The 17,877-nt window shown below is 52.3% G+C and carries 11 protein-coding genes, 2 tRNA genes and 3 rRNA genes; 4 read left to right on the forward strand and 12 right to left on the reverse strand.

Annotated elements, in window-relative coordinates; genetic code table 11:
* Positions 1–21 precede the first annotated feature (21 nt).
* Complete coding sequence (locus RHJ31_RS07345) at positions 22–1,155, forward strand: cob(I)yrinic acid a,c-diamide adenosyltransferase (protein ID WP_302676142.1); 1,134 nt, start codon at positions 22–24, stop codon at positions 1,153–1,155.
* On the opposite strand, the gene RHJ31_RS07350 is transcribed toward RHJ31_RS07345, so the two are convergent.
* From RHJ31_RS07350 to RHJ31_RS07380, 7 genes are all read right to left on the reverse strand, one after another.
* Positions 1,152–1,475 carry a helix-turn-helix transcriptional regulator gene (locus RHJ31_RS07350; RefSeq protein ID WP_206199831.1) on the reverse strand — a complete coding sequence of 108 codons (324 nt, stop codon included), beginning with the start codon at positions 1,473–1,475 and terminating at the stop codon, positions 1,152–1,154. The genes RHJ31_RS07345 and RHJ31_RS07350 overlap by 4 nt on opposite strands.
* On the reverse strand, positions 1,475–2,809 hold the full coding sequence (locus RHJ31_RS07355) for a S41 family peptidase (protein ID WP_302676143.1): 1,335 nt from the start codon (positions 2,807–2,809) through the stop codon (positions 1,475–1,477). The genes RHJ31_RS07350 and RHJ31_RS07355 overlap by 1 nt, the downstream gene beginning before the upstream one ends.
* Positions 2,810–2,966: 157 nt before the next feature.
* Positions 2,967–3,083, reverse strand: a 5S ribosomal RNA gene (rrf, locus tag RHJ31_RS07360).
* Between the two features lie 129 nt (positions 3,084–3,212).
* Positions 3,213–8,255: ribosomal RNA gene (locus RHJ31_RS07365) — 23S ribosomal RNA — on the reverse strand.
* Between the two features lie 144 nt (positions 8,256–8,399).
* Positions 8,400–8,472 (reverse strand) — tRNA-Ala (locus RHJ31_RS07370).
* 12 nt (positions 8,473–8,484) lie between these two features.
* Positions 8,485–8,558 (reverse strand) — tRNA-Ile (locus tag RHJ31_RS07375).
* Between the two features lie 116 nt (positions 8,559–8,674).
* Positions 8,675–10,164 (reverse strand): 16S ribosomal RNA (locus tag RHJ31_RS07380).
* Together the 16S, 23S and 5S rRNA genes with 2 tRNA genes alongside form the textbook arrangement of a ribosomal RNA operon.
* 300 nt (positions 10,165–10,464) lie before the next feature.
* On the opposite strand from RHJ31_RS07380, the gene RHJ31_RS07385 reads away from it, so the two are divergent.
* Together RHJ31_RS07385 and RHJ31_RS07390 are read left to right on the forward strand one after the other, a co-directional pair.
* Positions 10,465–10,755, forward strand: a complete 291-nt coding sequence (locus tag RHJ31_RS07385; protein ID WP_302676144.1) for a hypothetical protein — start codon at positions 10,465–10,467, stop codon at positions 10,753–10,755.
* Positions 10,756–10,786: 31 nt separating this feature from the next.
* A complete protein-coding gene (locus tag RHJ31_RS07390; RefSeq protein WP_302676145.1) occupies positions 10,787–12,184 on the forward strand; it encodes an IctB family putative bicarbonate transporter in 1,398 nt (465 codons plus the stop codon).
* Here the strand turns inward: RHJ31_RS07390 and RHJ31_RS07395 are convergent.
* On the reverse strand, positions 12,153–12,434 hold the full coding sequence (locus tag RHJ31_RS07395) for a hypothetical protein (RefSeq protein ID WP_302678079.1): 282 nt from the start codon (positions 12,432–12,434) through the stop codon (positions 12,153–12,155). The two genes, RHJ31_RS07390 and RHJ31_RS07395, sit on opposite strands and share 32 nt — an antisense overlap.
* A gap of 821 nt (positions 12,435–13,255) precedes the next feature.
* Between RHJ31_RS07395 and RHJ31_RS07400 the strand changes: the two genes are divergently transcribed.
* On the forward strand, positions 13,256–14,353 hold the full coding sequence (locus tag RHJ31_RS07400; protein ID WP_302676146.1) for an ArsA-related P-loop ATPase: 1,098 nt from the start codon (positions 13,256–13,258) through the stop codon (positions 14,351–14,353).
* A 6-nt stretch (positions 14,354–14,359) separates the two neighbouring features.
* Here the strand turns inward: RHJ31_RS07400 and hisD are convergent, their stop codons facing one another.
* The 4 genes from hisD to ruvB all read right to left on the reverse strand — a co-directional run bounded on the left by hisD (position 14,360) and on the right by ruvB (position 17,873).
* On the reverse strand, positions 14,360–15,655 hold the full coding sequence (gene hisD / locus RHJ31_RS07405) for a histidinol dehydrogenase (RefSeq protein ID WP_206199836.1): 1,296 nt from the start codon (positions 15,653–15,655) through the stop codon (positions 14,360–14,362).
* A gap of 141 nt (positions 15,656–15,796) precedes the next feature.
* Positions 15,797–16,294: a DUF29 domain-containing protein gene (locus RHJ31_RS07410; RefSeq protein ID WP_302676147.1), complete on the reverse strand. Its 498-nt coding sequence runs from the start codon at positions 16,292–16,294 to the stop codon at positions 15,797–15,799.
* Between the two features lie 30 nt (positions 16,295–16,324).
* Positions 16,325–16,801 carry a DUF29 domain-containing protein gene (locus RHJ31_RS07415; RefSeq protein WP_302676148.1) on the reverse strand — a complete coding sequence of 159 codons (477 nt, stop codon included), beginning with the start codon at positions 16,799–16,801 and terminating at the stop codon, positions 16,325–16,327.
* Entirely contained in the window at positions 16,785–17,873 is a 1,089-nt protein-coding gene (ruvB, locus tag RHJ31_RS07420; RefSeq protein WP_206199838.1) for a Holliday junction branch migration DNA helicase RuvB, read from the reverse strand. Before ruvB ends, RHJ31_RS07415 begins: the two co-directional genes overlap by 17 nt.
* Positions 17,874–17,877 lie beyond the last annotated feature (4 nt).

Here is a 17,877-nt window from a genome sequence, read left to right on the forward strand (position 1 = left end):
GGTTCTTTGATTCACACCCCTATGACCCGTGCAGGTATTGGCATTCAAACCGCTCAGATTCGCCCCGGACGGGTGAGCGGTCAACTCCACGTCTATGACGGTGCCGGTAAGGGCAAATCCCAAGCTGCCCTCGGGGTTGTTCTGCGCTCCATTGGTCTGGGTATTGCCTCTGCCTGGCCCACTCGGGTACTCTTGTTGCGCTTTCTCAAAGGACCCGGCCGTGCCTATGCCGAAGATGCCGCCATTGAAGCGCTGCAGCGCGGGTTTCCCCATTTAATCGATCAAGTGCGGACGGGGCGCGCAGAATACTTTACCGCCGAAGAAATTACCAAATTTGATCGCCAAGAAGCCCAGCGGGGTTGGGATATTGCCAAGGGAGCGATCGCCTCTGGTCTCTATTCCGTCATTGTTTTAGATGAACTCAACCCCGTCCTAGATTTAGGCCTTTTGCCCGTTGATGAAGTTGTCAACACCCTCCGCCACAAGCCCGAACACCTAGAAATTATTGCCACTGGCCGGGGGGCTCCTGCCCAACTCCTGCAAATTGCTGACCTCCACTCCGAGATGCGTCCCCTTGTGCATCCTACGGCTCAAGAACAGGGCATTGAAGGCATTGAAATCTATACGGGTGACGGCAAAGGCAAGTCCACCAGTGCCCTCGGTAAAGCCCTTCAGGCGATCGGCAAAGGAATTAGCCGCGATCAATCCCACCGTGTGCTCATTCTCCAGTGGCTCAAGGGGGGGCAAGGCTACACCGAAGATGCCGCGATCGCTGCCCTCAAAGAGAGCTATCCCCATTTAGTGGATCATCACCGCTGTGGTCGGGATGCCATTGTCTGGCGCGGTCAGCAGCAGGAAATTGACTACATCGAAGCCGAACGCGGCTGGGAAATTGCTCGAGCCGCCATTGCCTCTGGCCTTTACAAGACCATTATTCTCGATGAACTCAACCCCACCGTTGACCTCGAGCTTCTCCCCGTCGAACCGATTGTGCAAACGCTCCTGCGCAAGCCGCGCACCACGGAAATCATTATTACCGGTCGCTGCAAATATCCCCCCGCCTACTTTGAACTCGCCAGCGTCCACTCGGAGATGATCTGCCACAAGCACTATGCTGAGAAAGGCGTTGATCTCAAGCGCGGCATTGATTTTTAAGAACAGATGCGAGCCAGCACCGTTTCCCCCACCGTAAACTGCTGCAAATAGGCCATTAGGACTTCAAATTGGGGACGATTGAGGCGGTAATAGACCCACCGCCCTTCTTGACGCGACAGCACGAGATTGGCTTGCCGCAGTGCCCGCAGATGAAACGAGAGTTTTGAGGGGGTCAGGTGCAGGCGATCGCACAGATCACAGACACACAGCTCCTCCCGATGCAGAATCTCAATCACCTTCAACCGCAACGGCTCCCCAAGGGCATGAAAGGCCAATTGAATCTCAGCGGGGTATTCCTGATCAATCTCTGAAGCAACCATCACTGCACCGGACAAGGGACACCAAGGGGTTGGCGAAACTGCTCCTGCTCCCCTGTTTGCGCCGTATTCACGGGCTTAGGCGCTTGACTGCGATAAATGACTTGGCGCAATTGAGCCACCCCTGCTTGGTACAAGCGATCGGCTGCTGTCGTCCACAAACGGGGATTGGTACTCACCTCTTGCGGCAGCGTCACCATTACATTCGGCGTAATCCCTGTGCGGTTAATATCTGTGCCATTGGGCGTGTAGTAATGGGCAACCGTCACCGACAATCCTGAACCATCACTCAATTGATGAATGGATTGTACCAAGGCCTTACCGTAGGTTGGCGTGCCCACCACAATCGCACGACCGTTATCCTGCAATGCCCCTGTGAGAATTTCACTACTGCTAGCAGAGCGGTGATCCACCAAAACCACGAGGGGCAAATTCGTCAATGCCGATTGGTTCGCTCGTGCCTGTTCAGTGTGGCCACTGCGATCGACCGTACGCACAATCAAACCTTGATTCAACCACATGCGGGCAATATCAATGCCTGCCTGCAATAGTCCTCCTGGATTCCCCCGCAAATCCAAAACAAACCCCTCCACCTTCTCCGCTTCTAGCTTGCGAATCGCCGCGCGCAACTGATCCGCTGCATGGGCAGTAAATTCACTCAGATAGATATAGCCAATGCGGGCACCACCTTCCTCTTTCACCAGCGATCGCACCGCAGGGAGTTCAATCAATGCCCGTGTCAGCGTCAGGCGAAAGGTACCGCGATTAGGGCGAAACAACTGAAGTTCAATGGGAGTCCCCACTCGCCCCCGAATCCGCCGCGATGCCTCCTCAATCGACATCCGCCGAGTAGAGTGACCATCAATGGCCAGCAGGCGATCGCCCGCCCGAATTCCCGCCTTAGTTGCAGGTGAATTTTCCAGTGGCTCCAAGATCGTCAACTGTTGTGTCTTTTCATCCACCGTCAAGCGAATACCAATCCCTGAAACTTCCCCCGACGTTTGCGTGCGCAAGGCTGCAAACTCCTCTGGAGTCATGAAGCGCGTATAGGGGTCATTCAACTGCTGCAACATTCCCCGAATAGCTGCATAGGCCTGCTCCCGCGACGTATAGCGCTGTGCCAAAAGTTGCCGCCGTACCGCCAGCCAATCCACCTGATTAAACGACTCATCCACATATTCCTGCTGCACAATTTGCCATACCTCATCCACCAACGCTTTAGGGCTATCCTGCATTCGCCCATCACTAGGTAACGCCGCCGCCAGCACCGCTGCCACCACCGAGGAACCCACCAGCACCCAGTGCTGAAGACCCATCAAACGCATGAATTGAGGCATGACCCTAAAAACCTTTTGAGGAGAGCGATATTTGATGCAATATAGACCGAACTACCCATCGATGTCACTCCTCTATCCAAAACCGATCATCCCTTAAACATTTCTTAAAAATCAAGACCCCACCTAGACAACCTAGATGGGGTGGTTTGAATATTTTGCCTAGCACCGAGCTATTTTTGCAGGAGGCGACCCTCCAACTATCTTCACCGCTGCGGCGTTTCACCTCTGAGTTCGGGATGGATCAGCGTGGTTCCACCGCGCCATAGGCACTAGGCGAAACATGAATTTTTCTTGAATTGAGAACCTAGACTAGAGAACTGCTAGATAAGTTCAGCGTAAATACCCTTTCAACTAAATAGCGATTGTCAGTATAGTTAATCGAATCAGACACCTGTTGATTGATGAGGTCAAGCCCTCGGTCTATTAGTACTCCTAGACTTCATCCATTACTGGACTTCCATCGAGAGCCTATTAACGGGTGTTCTACCCGTGACCTTACTGGCTTACGCCATGGGAGCACTCATCTTGAGGTGGGCTTCCCACTTAGATGCTTTCAGCGGTTATCCACTCCGCACATGGCTACCCTGCGTTTACCGTTGGCACGATAACAGGTACACCAGAGGTGCGTTCCTCCCGGTCCTCTCGTACTAAGGAGGACTCCTCTCAATGCTCCTACGCCTGCACCGGATATGGACCGAACTGTCTCACGCATGTTGTTCTCGTATCACTACGAGCATGGACTATATCTTCATCCTGACTCTCGCCATTAACGAATCAGGAGCCGACATTTGATGTCTCTGACAACCTCAGAGCATCTCAGCTTACGCTTGATGGCTAACTCAAGCCTAGGCTTCAGTCTCTACGGGATCAAGAGTTGTCGTGATCTCAAGAACTGTTCTACTTGATCAGAGCGAATCGAACGCTTTTTGGAAGCATTCAGCTCACCAAATTGATCCACCTGCTGAGCAAGTTTTAGGAATTGTTCTGGCGTTAATCGCCTTGATTGAACAACTTCCTGTAGAACAGTAATTGCTAAATCACATTGTGGCTTCTTGAGTTTAAGGTAGCTGCGAAGAGTTAGCAGCACTTCTAAGACAGATGGCGCATCAACAATTGCATACTCGCTTAAGCCATCCTTTCGGTCTCTCACAAACCCTGCTTGGAAAATAGACTTTAACCACTCCAAGAAGGAACGATGCGAAGAAGACTGAAAGAAGGTGATGCTAGCACGAATTTGATAACCAAGGATGTAATCCTTACGTCGTACTAGTTGAAGATTGATGCAACCATCACCATCCAAAAAACCAGCAATGTAACTCAGCGTTAAATCGTCTGTCACGAGACTCTTGCTTACCCTCGGTATTGTCTTAATCAGCCGTTCGTCACTGATCAAGATTCTACCGATTTTAGTCGGTTTGCTGCTCCACATTACTGTGAAGTGACGCAATGATTTACGTTCTGAACCCAGCTCACGTACCGCTTTAATGGGCGAACAGCCCAACCCTTGGGACGTACTACCGCCCCAGGTTGCGATGAGCCGACATCGAGGTGCCAAACCTCCCCGTCGATGTGAACTCTTGGGGGAGATCAGCCTGTTATCCCTAGAGTAACTTTTATCCGTTGAGCGACGGCCCTTCCACGCGGAACCGTCGGATCACTAAGGCCGACTTTCGTCTCTGCTCGACTTGTAGGTCTTGCAGTCAAGCTCCCTTATGCCTTTGCACTCTACGGCTGATTTCCGACCAGCCTGAGGGAACCTTTGCGCGCCTCCGTTACCATTTAGGAGGCGACCGCCCCAGTCAAACTGCCCACCTGAAACTGTTCCTTCGCTGGCTAACAGCAGAAGGTTAGAATTCTAGCCTTGCCAGAGTGGTATCTCACTGGCGACTCCATATCCCCCGCAAGGGATACTTCAACGTCTCCCACCTATCCTGCGCAAGCAAAGCCCGAACCCAATTCCAGGCTACAGTAAAGCTTCATAGGGTCTTTCTGTCCGGGTGCAGGTAGTCCGCATCTTCACAGACACTTCTATTTCGCCGAGCCTCTCTCCGAGACAGCGCCCAGATCGTTACGCCTTTCGTGCGGGTCGGAACTTACCCGACAAGGAATTTCGCTCAGTTGTTCTCTACCGTTTCCGATAAAGCTGGACTTTACCTTGTGCAACTACGATTCACTTGAGACGCCAGTTTTTGGATTTTTTCTAGACCGTCATTTGTCAAATGGACACCTGCTTGACACAGGAGAACTGCATCTCTGAACTTCAAGAAGTCAATGTTCTTACTTGTTTTCAGAGGATGCTTAAGAAAAAAGGGACAAATACGGTCAGCTAGATGCTCTATGCTTCGGACTCGATAGGCCATGCGATCGCCATGATTCACACGAACCATGCCACAATCGAAATAAGCCTTGAGCGCATAGAGAATTTTTACGTCTCGTCGATGTTGAACAACAGTAAACTCAGGAAGCACCTGAAAACCTGTTGCCATATCGGAGTGAGGATTGATCCTCACATGAAAGCATCCCTCGCCATCAACGAAACCAACAATCCACTGGGCATCTAAATTCATGTGTCGCACCTGAACATCAAGTCTCTGAGGATTCCTAGAAACTTCTAGGTCTTTCCTGCGGATTATCCCCATGTCTTTCACGTTTTGACTGAACAGCACCGCAGCACCTTAGTTTTCAAACTCTTTCGAGTTAAGTGCCTCGCTGAACGAGTAGTGAAAAGCTGTCAGAGGATTTTCCCGCATATGGTTCAGTTTTACTAAGGCTAGCGTTCGTTAACCTTAGGACCGTTCATTTATGTTTCACTCAACTCTCAAGCATGTTGTACATAATTGTTGAGTGCGACCAGAGCATCACTTAAATTTACTCTGATCCTTCATGTCGCCATGAAGATCGGACTATATCATCACCTGTAATTTACGGTGTCTGGCATATAGTCTCTGAGGATTTACCAATGGTTGCCAAGATTTGATCATCTGTGTATCGCCGTTTCCCACCGTCATTCATCGATTGACGAATTTTGAGAATTTTTTTGATACCGTCTTCCGTTAGATGAGCACCTTGCAGCATCAGAGCTACAATTTGCTTAAATTTGGAAAAATCCCGCTTTTTCTTAGCTGAAAGAAAGCCAAACCGATTAAAAAAAGGTATGACGTTTTCAGCTATAGCACTTAGATTGGTAACTTCGTAGTACCATACCCCATCAGGACGCTCACGAAGTGTTCCACAACCCAAATGCTTTTTGTACAAAGCAAGGATGACACGGTCTTTTTGGGAAACATTGAAGCTAGCAGTAACCTTCCAAGGTACAAAATAGTCAGGACGCGGGCGAAAAGAAACGTTGAAGCTTCCTTCGCCATCAGCAAAACCTGCTAGGTAGTAACCTATCTGTGGAGGCACTTGCTTGATATTGGCAGTCATTGGCACCTTTCCTGCTGATTGTCCGCACTGCATGCATTGTCACTGCTCTTTTATCTTAGGAGCGAGTAGCAGCAGATACACCGGATGTTCCAGCATATAGCCAGATTTATTTACGTAACTACAACTAGGTCATAGTTACGGCCGCCGTTCACCGGGGCTTCGGTCGCCAGCTTCGCTTGCGCTGACCAGCTTCCTTAACCTTCCGGCACTGGGCAGGCGTCAGCCCCCATACATCGTCTTACGACTTAGCGGAGACCTGTGTTTTTGGTAAACAGTCGCCTGGGCCTCTTCACTGCGACCACCTCTCGGTGGCACCCCTTCTCCCGAAGTTACGGGGCCATTTTGCCGAGTTCCTTAGAGAGAGTTATCTCGCGCCCCTTGGTATACTCTACCCCCCCACCTGTGTCGGTTTCGGGTACGGGTATCTTGGCTTAACGTGCTTAGAGCTTTTCTTGGAAGCATGACATCAATCACTTCCCCACCGTAGTGGGTCGTACTCCTGCCTCAGCTCAGAGCGTTTTCGCCGCTCCTCAACACCTCGGACAGTTGAACCGGTAACCAACATCCGGCTGATCTAGCCTTCTCCGTCCCTCTGCACAAACCAAGATGAGTACTGGAATATTGACCAGTTGTCCATCGACTACGCCTTTCGGCCTCGCCTTAGGTCCCGACTAACCCTTCGCGGACGAGCCTTCCGAAGGAACCCTTGGGGTTTCGGGGCATTGGATTCTCACCAATGTTTTCGCTACTCAAGCCGACATTCTCACTTCTGCCTCGTCCACACCTGCTTACGCTAGTGCTTCAAACTAATGCAGAACGCTCCCCTACCACTTACGTAGTAAGTCCACAGCTTCGGTACATCACTTAGTCCCGTTCATTTTCGGCGCAGGAACGCTTGACCAGTGAGCTATTACGCACTCTTTTAAGGATGGCTGCTTCTAGGCAAACCTCCTGGTTGTCTGAGCATCCCCACCTCCTTTGCCACTTAGTGATGATTTAGGGACCTTAGCTGGTGGTCTGGGCTGTTTCCCTCTCGACGATGAAGCTTATCCCCCACCGTCTGACTGGCTGTGTGTACACAGGGTATTCAGAGTTTGACTCGATTTGGTACCGCTCTCGCAGCCCGCACCGAATCAGTGCTTTACCCCCCTGCTATAATCACAACCGCTATGCCTCAACATATTTCGGGGAGAACCAGCTAGCTCCGGGTTCGATTGGCATTTCACCCCTAACCACAGCTCATCCGCCGATTTTTCAACATCGGTCGGTGCGAACCTTCACTTGGTGTTACCCAAGCTTCATTCTGGCCATGGTTAGATCACCCGGGTTCGGGTCTATAAATACTGACAAACGCCCTATTCAGACTCGCTTTCGCTATGGCTTCGGCATTCTTGCCTTAACCTGCCAGTACCTATAAGTCGCCGGCTCATTCTTCAACAGGCACGCCGTCACTCGTTAAATCGAGCTTCGACTGCTTGTAAGCCTACGGTTTCATGTTCTATTTCACTCCCCTTCCGGGGTTCTTTTCACCTTTCCCTCGCGGTACTATACGCTATCGGTCACACAGGAGTATTTAGCCTTACGAGGTGGTCCTCGCAGATTCATCCGGAATTCCACGTGCTCCGGACTACTCGGGATACAGCTAGGATTGTTAAGCTTTTGACTACAGGACTTTCACCTTCTCTGGTGTAGCATTCCACTACTTCGTCTAGCCGCTCAATTCCACGTTGCTGTCCCACGACCCCAACAGGCAAGCCCGTTGGTTTAGGCTGTTCCCCTTTCGCTCGCCGCTACTAAGGGAATCGAGTTTTCTTTCTTTTCCTCTGGCTACTAAGATGTTTCAGTTCGCCAGGTTCGCCCTCTAACGTTATGGATTGGCGTTAGAGTCACTGGGTTACCCCATTCGGAAATCTCCGGATCAAAGCTTGTTTCCAGCTCCCCGAAGCGTATCGTCGGTATCCACGTCCTTCATCGCCTCTGTGTGCCTAGGTATCCACCGTAGGCTCTTTGTAGCTTGACCACAGTCAACATTGGTGTCTGTGTTTCTAGATAGAACAAGTGGTTGTCCTATCCAAGATAACTACCTGACTAATCGCTATTCAGTTTTCAAGGTTCTGTCGCTGAAGTTTGATGTGCAGACACGTCAACCTTTGATGGAATGACGTGGAGGTAAGCGGACTCGAACCGCTGACCCCCTGCGTGCAAAGCAGGTGCTCTACCAACTGAGCTATACCCCCAGGCATGTGATATGGGCCATCCTGGACTCGAACCAGGGACCTCACCCTTATCAGGGGTGCGCTCTAACCACCTGAGCTAATAGCCCATGCCTGTCTGCTTAACCTAGCAGGGTTTGAAAGCCAAGGTCAACCTCGTGCTTAGACCGCATTGAATCTGTTCTAAGAAGGTGACGTTGCGACCTGAACAGATTGGGTCTCCTTAAAAGGAGGTGATCCAGCCACACCTTCCGGTACGGCTACCTTGTTACGACTTCACCCCAGTCATCAGCCCTGCCTTAGGCGTCCCCCTCCCTTGCGGGTTAGAGTAACGACTTCGGGCGTGGCCAACTCCCATGGTGTGACGGGCGGTGTGTACAAGGCCCGGGAACGTATTCACCGCAGTATGCTGACCTGCGATTACTAGCGATTCCGCCTTCATGCAGGCGAGTTGCAGCCTGCAATCTGAACTGAGCCGTGGTTTAAGAGATTAGCTCGCCCTCGCGGGTTGGCAACTCTCTGTCCACAGCATTGTAGTACGTGTGTAGCCCAGGACGTAAGGGGCATGATGACTTGACGTCATCCCCACCTTCCTCCGGTTTGTCACCGGCGGTCTCCCTAGAGTGCCCAACTGAATGCTGGCAACTAAGGACGAGGGTTGCGCTCGTTGCGGGACTTAACCCAACATCTCACGACACGAGCTGACGACAGCCATGCACCACCTGTGTTCGCGTTCCCGAAGGCACTCCCACGTTTCCGCAGGATTCGCGACATGTCAAGCCCTGGTAAGGTTCTTCGCGTTGCATCGAATTAAACCACATACTCCACCGCTTGTGCGGGCCCCCGTCAATTCCTTTGAGTTTCACACTTGCGTGCGTACTCCCCAGGCGGGACACTTAACGCGTTGGCTACGGCACTGCTGGAGTGGATACCAGCAACACCTAGTGTCCATCGTTTACGGCTAGGACTACAGGGGTATCTAATCCCTTTCGCTCCCCTAGCTTTCGTCCATGAGTGTCAGTAACGTCCCAGTAGGGCACTTTCGTCACTGGTGTTCTTCCCGATATCTACGCATTTCACCGCTACACCGGGAATTCCCCCTACCCCTGACGCACTCTAGCGATCCAGTTTCCACCGCCGATCCGAGGTTAAGCCTCGGGCTTTGACGGCAGACTTGGAAAGCCACCTGCGGACGCTTTACGCCCAATAATTCCGGATAACGCTTGCCTCCTCCGTCTTACCGCGGCTGCTGGCACGGAGTTAGCCGAGGCTTATTCCTCAGGTACCGTCATTGTGTTCTTCCCTGAGAAAAGAGGTTTACAACCCAAAGGCCTTCATCCCTCACGCGGTCTTGCTCCGTCAGGCTTTCGCCCATTGCGGAAAATTCCCCACTGCTGCCTCCCGTAGGAGTCTGGGCCGTGTCTCAGTCCCAGTGTGGCTGATCATCCTCTCAGACCAGCTATGGATCGTCGCCTTGGTAGGCCATTACCCCACCAACTAGCTAATCCACCGCGAGCTCATCCTCAGGCCAAAAAAGATTTCACCTTGCGGCATATGGGGTATTAGCGGCCGTTTCCAGCCGTTATCCCCCTCCTGAGGGTAGATTCTCACGTGTTACTCACCCGTCCGCCACTAGCACCGAAGTGCTCGTTCGACTTGCATGTGTTAAGCAGACCGCCAGCGTTCATCCTGAGCCAGGATCAAACTCTCCATTTTGAAGAAAGAGAATTTGACTTTTTACTCTAGTAGGTGTAACCTACATCGAAAATGTACTTACTTGAGTACCTTGACGAGGGTTAACGCTTTGGCTTTCAAACGTTGATTTGTCTAGGTTCAGGACTCGTTTCGGCTGCGCGCCTCATCGAGTGCTTTATCAATCTAACAAGCCTACATAGGCGTGTCAACCCCTTTTTCGAGATTTTTTTCGGATTTTTTTCTGGATTTGGCTGAAACGCTCTCTATAAGCGGCTTTTGGGGCTAAAAAATTTTTCAGATTTTCGTTTCAGGAGGGTGAGCATGTCAGCGTTGGCGCTGCTGGAGGCCTATAGTCGTGCCCATCCGCAGGAGGTGTTGCTGGTGGAGGCACAGGTGGGGGAGCAAGAGGAGGTGGTGCTGATCTTTAAGGGGGTGTCGTCGTCGTTGACGGGAGCAACGGTGGTGGATGCAGATGTTCCCCTTTTGCCGCAGGAGGCGGTGATTGTGGCGGTGGATCGGCTGCGTAGTCCCTACACGCCTAGTGCGCCGGTGTATTTGGAGCGCGGAATTCCTTGGGAGGATTTTCAGCGACGGTGCTTGGGCGTAAGCTGATCGACGATACCTGTGCTTAAGGGATAGTGCTATGGATGTGCTGCTGCGGCGGTTGGATGTGGAGGGGTGGCGAAGCCACAGTGGGGTGGGGCGGCTTTTGGGTTTGCTCCAAGGATGGCAGGAGAAGAGTTGGCTGGGGCGATGGCTGCCACATTGTGCGGCGCTGCTGGTGGGCTTGGTGCTGGTACTGGCGCCGTTGATGCCGTCGGGAATGATTGGCATGCTGCTGGCAGCAGGGGGTGGGTTTTGGCTGCTGTGGACGCTGGCGGGGGAGCGGGAAGGCCGCTGGTCGGGGGTACATTTGCTGGTGCTGCTGTATTGGGGGATTGCGCTGTTGGCAACGGTGTTGTCGCCGGTTCCTCGGGCGGCGATGGTGGGGTTGTCGAAGCTGACGTTGTACTTGCTGTTTTTTGCGCTGGCGGAGCGGGTGATGCGCAATGAGCGGTGGCGATCGCGCTTGCTGACGGTCTATCTGCTGACGGCGTTGCTGGTGAGTGTGGAGGGGATACGGCAGTGGATTTTTGGGGCGGAGCCGTTGGCGACGTGGACAGATCCAGAGTCGGCCTTGGCAAATGTGACACGGGTGTATAGCTTTTTGGGAAATCCCAATCTGTTGGCGGGTTATTTGTTGCCTAGTGTGCCGTTGAGTGCGGCGGCGATCGCGGTGTGGCGAGGCTGGCTGCCAAAGCTGTTGGCGGTGGTGATGCTGGGGATGAATACAGCAAGCCTGATATTGACGTTTAGCCGTGGTGGTTGGTTGGGGTTGGTTGCGGCGACGATCGCTGGGGTGGGGTTGCTGGGGATTTGGTTTTGGCCAAGGTTACCGCTGCAATGGCGGCGTTGGGGGGTGCCAACTGTGGGGGGGCTGGCGATCGCCCTCTGTATTGGTGCGATTGTGAGTGTGGCGCCGCTGCGGGAGCGAGCAGCGAGTATTTTTGTTGCCCGAGGGGACAGTAGCAATAATTTCCGCATTAATGTTTGGACGGCAGTGCAACAGATGATTTGGGCACGGCCTTGGCTCGGCATTGGACCGGGGAATGTGGCCTTTAACCAGATTTATCCACTCTATCAGGTGAATGTGCGCTTCACAGCATTGAGTGCCTATTCCATCTTTCTGGAAATCCTTGTGGAAGTAGGGGTGATGGGCTTTAGTGTCTTTCTCTGGTTGTTGGCGGTGCTCGCCGATCGCGCGTGGCGTTGTTTGCAGGCGTTACGGACAAGAGCAAACCCTCAAGGGTTCTGGTTGATGGGAGCTGTGGCAACCATGGTGGGAATGCTCACCCATGGGTTGGTAGATACGATTTGGTTTCGCCCGGAGGTGGCTACCCTTTGGTGGCTGATGGTGGCGATCGTTGCCAGCTTTGCGCCGTTGGCAGACCGAACAGAGAATACAGCCGCTAACGGTCTGGATGCTGAGCCGTCAACCTAGGCATAAGCTCGGGATCGCCCGCTTGATCTTGCCAGCCACAGTGGGAGCAATGGCACTGACCTATCTTGAGTTGGGAGTGATGGATGGGTTGCCGACACGCAGGGCAGCGACCGGTGAAGTAAGGGTGGTACATCAGCATCCGAATCTGCTCAACAGGAGGAAGATGACCAATCACTTGCTCAAGACTGGCTGTGGGGGATTCTAGGGAAAACATCAGGGAGTCCACAGGAACGTTCGTATCGGTTGGCACAATCTCTTTTTTTCAGTGTGCGAGCGATCGCCGGCAAGGGGAATCGTAGAAATACGGAAATCTTCCCCCTCTAGCCTGTGGAAAACTCCAAAAAGCCTGTGGAAAATTCTGGGGAAAACCTGTGGAAAACCCCGGAAAAACTCTGAAAAACTGTGGAAAACTTTTTATTCTTTTTCCACTAAGATAATGGCTTGTGGAAAAACCCCCCACTTTTTCCACAAGTTTTCCACAGGGGGGAAGTGGCTCAAAGTCGCTCTGCAAGCGGGTTTCCGAAAATTTTTCCACATTTCCACAGCCCCTACTACTACTATAAATATTATTTAAATAATTTAGTAGCAGTAGTAGATCTCTAGATCTAAGGGGAATAAGATTCTAACAGAGAAAAATAAAAGATGTGATTTGGGGAACGTGGGGTTAGTTTGAAGCTGGCTTAGAGCTTGAGGAAATCTTGGTTGAGAGGGTTGTGATACTGGGAAACATTAGGAAGACAAGAACAAAACGAAAGGTTGAGATGGCTAGAGGATCAGAACTTCCAAGTGCTTGGGGAAAACTTTGGGGAATTTGGGGAAAACTGTGAAAAAGGATTTGAATTTAGGTTCAGGATGCTCTAATAAGGATCTGTTTGCGCCGCGAAAAATTTTTTTGGCCTGAGAAGGGTCTAGAAGCTCCTAGAAGGAGGGCGATCGCCCTAGTGAGTAGGTTTTATCGTTGAGGGGATTTTGCTGCCCATAGAGGCGATTTTATGAGGGGTTGTCTAGACAACCTTGGGATAACCGTTTGTCGATAGGATAGTCCAAGCAACTACCGTCCTCAAACTTGCCATGACACGCATTGTTACTCTCCTAGGAGCAACCCCAGAACAACAAACGGCACTGGGTCTGGCCATTGCCCAGTGGTTTGCCGGGCGACAGCAGCGAACCTTGTTAGCGGTGCCGAGTCCAGCCACTTCCCTGCAATTTCTCATTGGCAGTCCAGATCGGGCGATTGGTTGGCAACCCAAGTTGCTGTCGGAGGGATTAGCGATCGCCGAGCTGATGGCCACTGAAAGTCTCAACGCGGCATGGCAAGAACTTAGCCGTTTAGTGGAACCCTATTTGCCCCAAGAATTGGTGGGTAAGGTTTATGCGGGCGAATTGGTGATCTTGCCGGGGATGGATACTTTGCTGACCCTAAATGCGCTGCGCGTGCACTACAGCAGCGGTGAGTACGATGTGATTGTCTATGTGGGGGGGAATAGTCAAGATACACTGCGGCTGATTGGGTTGCCCCAAGGGTTGGCATGGTACTATCGCCGCTTTCAACGTTTGCTGGATCAACTGGATCTCAACGCGATCGCCAATGCGATTGGGGGGCCGATCGCCAGCGCAATTATGGCGGCCAATATTGACACCCAAAAAGTGCGTGAGCGTTTCGGTGAGGCGAAGGAGTGGATCGATCGCGGTGTGCAGATTGCCGCGGACTCGCAACGGTTATCGGTGTTTCTGCTAACGGATGGCACAGTGATCTCAACCGCTCAAACCGAATGGTTATGGGGCAGTGCTCAACAGGTGAATGTCCCTATTTCTGAGGTCTTTTGTATGGGGGAACCCACGCCAGAGGTCAGCCGCACGTTTGCACCGCTACGCATTTCCGCTCTTCCTAAAGACTGGAACAACTGGCAAAGTCTTGTTTCCTATCTTCCAGACTTGAACCAGCTAGGAGCGGCACCGGCTCCCTATGAGTTTGATGAGACGCAACAACAGGTGCGCATTTTCCTACCGGGATTTTGCAAAGATCAGGTGAAACTCAGCGAGTTTAGTGGGGAACTGACGGTGGAAGCTGGCGATCAGCGGCGCCACATTGAGCTACCCCCTAGCCTCAAAGGCAAACCCGTTCGCGGGGGTAAATTTGAAGCTCCCTACTTGATCGTCAGTTTCTAAGACTTTCTAAGGTTCAAGGCGCAGACGCACAGAGTCGCGGTGGGAAATCAGGCCTTCTGTTTCAGCGAGGGTCATGACCGCTCCCCCCTGTTTGCGCAAGGCAGCAGGGGTGTATTGAATAATGCTGGAGTGTTTGAGGAACGTTTCTACGCCCAAGGCAGAAGCATAACGGGCGGCACCAGAGGTGGGCAGGGTGTGATTGGGACCCGCGAGATAGTCGCCAACCGCTTCAGGGGTGGAATAGCCGAGGAAAATCGCACCGGCATGGCGCACCTGCTCGACAAGGCTCCAAGGGTCTTCGACTTCCAATTCCAGATGTTCAGGGGCAAAGTGATTGGAGAGTTCTACCGCTTGTTCTAGGCTCTCGACAATGCCAATCAGGCCATAGTGGGCGATCGCCTTCTCGGTGAGAACCCGGCGCGGATGGTCAGCCAATTGTTCGTTCACCGCTGTAACCACCGCCTTTGCAAGGGGCAAACTCGGAGTCAGTAAAATGGCCGCTGCCAAGGGGTCGTGTTCTGCTTGAGCTAGCAAATCAGCGGCAATGTGAACAGGATTGGCCGCCTCATCGGCAATGATTAAGACCTCTGAAGGCCCTGCTAGGGAGTCAATACCAACCCGCCCATAGACTTGCTTTTTGGCAAGCATGACATAGAGGTTTCCCGGCCCTGTAATCACATCCACGCGCGGAATCGTTTCTGTGCCATAGGCAAGGGCAGCAATGGCTTGGGCGCCACCAACGCGATAAATCTCTTGAATTCCCGCTTCTTGGGCGGCAACGAGAACCGCAGGATTAATACCTTTGCCCTGACCGGGAGGGGTGACCATGACAATCCGCTGCACACCGGCCACCTGAGCGGGAATTGCATTCATTAACACCGTACTCGGATAGGCAGCCCGTCCCCCCGGCACATACAGTCCGGCAGCATCAACAGCAGTGTAGCGTTTGCCGAGGACAATGCCATCTTCACCAAATTGCACCCAACTTTTGGGCACGCGCTGGCGGTGGAAGGCTTCAATTTGCTGCTTGGCGAGGCGAATGGCATCGAGGAGTTCTTTGGACACCTGTTGGTAAGCAGCATCCAGTTCATCTCCTTTCACTCGTAAGGTTTCGGGGGTGAGGTCAATGTGATCAAACTGGGCAGTGTACTCAATCAGGGCGCGATCGCCTTCCTTGGCCACACGGCGCAAAATTGCCTCAACAGTAGCCTCTTGGTCGCTCATCTCCCCGCTATCGGTGCGATCGCAAATGCGGCGTAGTTCAGCGCGTAGGTCGGTTAACTGGGTGATGATCCGCAACATGGTCGTTCACGTAGGCGAGGCAGAGAGTCGGGGAAAGGTTAAAAAACCTTAATCAACCCTATCAATAGCTTACAGCGATTTTCCAATTACAGGGGCGGGCTAAGGCTGGCCAACAACGAGTGCTTAGGGCAAGATCGCGATTCACGAGACTGAGCCTTCGGAGTTCGCATCAGATTGCCAAGGCAGCCAGTTCTGATCGAGAGCTTGTTCAAGGCTAAATTCGGGGGCTTCAGGAATCAAATGAGGATTCACCCCACTAGCGCTGAGAAAGAGTTTTCTCCCATTGCGATATTGTTTGATGAAAATCTCCTGTACAAAGGATGTCAAGCTAGGGCTGGCTTCGAGTATTTCCTGAATGTGCAATCTAAAATTCATCACTTCTCGTTGCCAACCCCGCAGGCAGTATTCCCGTTCCGTGTCCCAGTATTTAATTTTGAGGAGGTGCTCACAGAGTCGCATTAAATAGCTCGCGATCGCCTGTTTTTCGCTTCGACCCAAGCTCTCAATCTCCTCAATTAAATTTTCCACATCTAAGTGGTCAAAGTTCTCTGCCTTGAGGTGGGCAACGGTCTCCTTAAGCCAAAGGTAATAGTCTGCGGTGTAGAGGGATGCAGGCTTAGTTTTAATGGGAGGGGTCATACCAGAACACTTCTCGCAGGCCAGTGGATTCTATGAATTGAGGTCAGATTGCCAAGGCAGCCACTCCTCATCTAGAGCTTCCTCCATTGTGAAGTTGGGGACTTCCGGAATCACGTCAGGGGATAACCCAATCGCTTTCAACATATTTTTCCTTGCCTTTTGATAGGAGTCTAGGAAAGCTGCCTTTGCAAATGGCTGAAGACTGGGGCTATCCTGCAAAATTAGCGCAATTTCTAAACGGAAATGACTAATCTCCAACAGCCAACCCCTATAGCAGTATTGTCGCTCAGTTTCCCAGTATTTGAGCTTGAGAAGATGCTCACAAAGACGCAGTAGATAGCTGAATAGGGCGCGTTTTTCGCTTCGACCCAAGCTCTCAATCTCCTCAATTAAATTTTCCACATCTAAGTGGTCAAAGTTCCCTGCCTTGAGGTGGGCAACGGTCTCCTTAAGCCAAAGGTAATAGTCGGTCTCATAGAGGAGTTGGGTCTTAAGACAAGGGGTCATGGGGACTAGATAACAACGGCAACTGGTTTTCTGGTGGAGTATAGCCTAGGTGTTGCCAAGCGCGGGGAGTGGCAACGCGGCCTCGGGGGGTTCGTTGCAGATAGCCCATCTGGAGCAGGTAGGGTTCATAGACCTCTTCAATGGTTTGCACATCCTCACCAGTGGCTGCAGCAAGGGTTTCAATGCCCACAGGCCCGCCTTGATAGGACTCAATTATCAGACTGAGGAGCCGGCGATCGCTCCAATCCAAGCCTGCTGGATCCACATTGAACAGTTCAAGGGCAGCGGTAGCCACCTCTAGGCTAATCGTGCCATCGTGCTTCACATCGGCATAGTCCCGTACCCGCTTCAGGAGCCGCAGGGCAATGCGGGGTGTACCCCGACTGCGGCGGCCAATTTCTAGAGCGGCTTCAGGAGTAATGGGAGTTTGTAAGAGGGCTGCCCCCCGCTGAACGATCTGCTGGAGTTCTTCGGGATGATAAAAGCGCAAGCGCTCCACTAAACCAAAGCGATCGCGCAAGGGCGAGGTCAAGGCGCCGGCACGGGTGGTTGCTCCCACAAGGGTAAAGCGATTGAGTTTCAGTCGTCGCGTGCGTGCCGTTTGCTGTTTGCCCACGGTGAGATCAAGGTAAAAATCCTCCATGGCGGGATAGAGGAGTTCCTCGGTCATGCGGGAGAGGCGGTGAATCTCATCAATAAAGAGAATATCCCCCGCTTGCAGGTTCACCAAGAGACCCACAATGTCGCGGGGGCGTTCCAAAGCTGGGGCACTGGTCACTTTGCAGTTGACCCCCATTTCTGCCGCTAAGATTAAGGCAATGGTGGTTTTCCCTAAGCCCGGCGGGCCATAGAGCAGCAGGTGATCAAGGGGTTCTTGGCGTGCCTTGGCTGCCTCGATCGCAATGTGCAGCACATCCTTGAGTTCCTGCTGGCCAATGTAGTCCTGCAAAAAGCGGGGACGTAGGGACTCTTCAGCCGGCGAGTGCTGTTCCTCTGGGGTGGGTTGATTGGAAAGCAGTAAAGGGGGGCGCGATCGCTCCGGCGGTGAATTTTGCGACGAAATAATCGCCATTGGT

It is taken from the genome of Thermosynechococcus sp. JY1331 (assembly GCF_031583475.1).
Classification (GTDB): domain Bacteria; phylum Cyanobacteriota; class Cyanobacteriia; order Thermosynechococcales; family Thermosynechococcaceae; genus Thermosynechococcus.

Coding starts and splice junctions, on each gene's coding strand:
- RHJ31_RS07345 (WP_302676142.1), top strand. CDS start 22: ATGACCCGTGCAGGTATTGGCATTCAAACCGCTCAGATTCGCCCCGGA.
- RHJ31_RS07350 (WP_206199831.1), bottom strand. CDS start 1,475: ATGGTTGCTTCAGAGATTGATCAGGAATACCCCGCTGAGATTCAATTG.
- RHJ31_RS07355 (WP_302676143.1), bottom strand. CDS start 2,809: ATGCCTCAATTCATGCGTTTGATGGGTCTTCAGCACTGGGTGCTGGTG.
- RHJ31_RS07385 (WP_302676144.1), top strand. CDS start 10,465: ATGTCAGCGTTGGCGCTGCTGGAGGCCTATAGTCGTGCCCATCCGCAG.
- RHJ31_RS07390 (WP_302676145.1), top strand. CDS start 10,787: ATGGATGTGCTGCTGCGGCGGTTGGATGTGGAGGGGTGGCGAAGCCAC.
- RHJ31_RS07400 (WP_302676146.1), top strand. CDS start 13,256: ATGACACGCATTGTTACTCTCCTAGGAGCAACCCCAGAACAACAAACG.
- hisD (WP_206199836.1), bottom strand. CDS start 15,655: ATGTTGCGGATCATCACCCAGTTAACCGACCTACGCGCTGAACTACGC.
- RHJ31_RS07410 (WP_302676147.1), bottom strand. CDS start 16,294: ATGACCCCTCCCATTAAAACTAAGCCTGCATCCCTCTACACCGCAGAC.
- RHJ31_RS07415 (WP_302676148.1), bottom strand. CDS start 16,801: ATGACCCCTTGTCTTAAGACCCAACTCCTCTATGAGACCGACTATTAC.
- ruvB (WP_206199838.1), bottom strand. CDS start 17,873: ATGGCGATTATTTCGTCGCAAAATTCACCGCCGGAGCGATCGCGCCCC.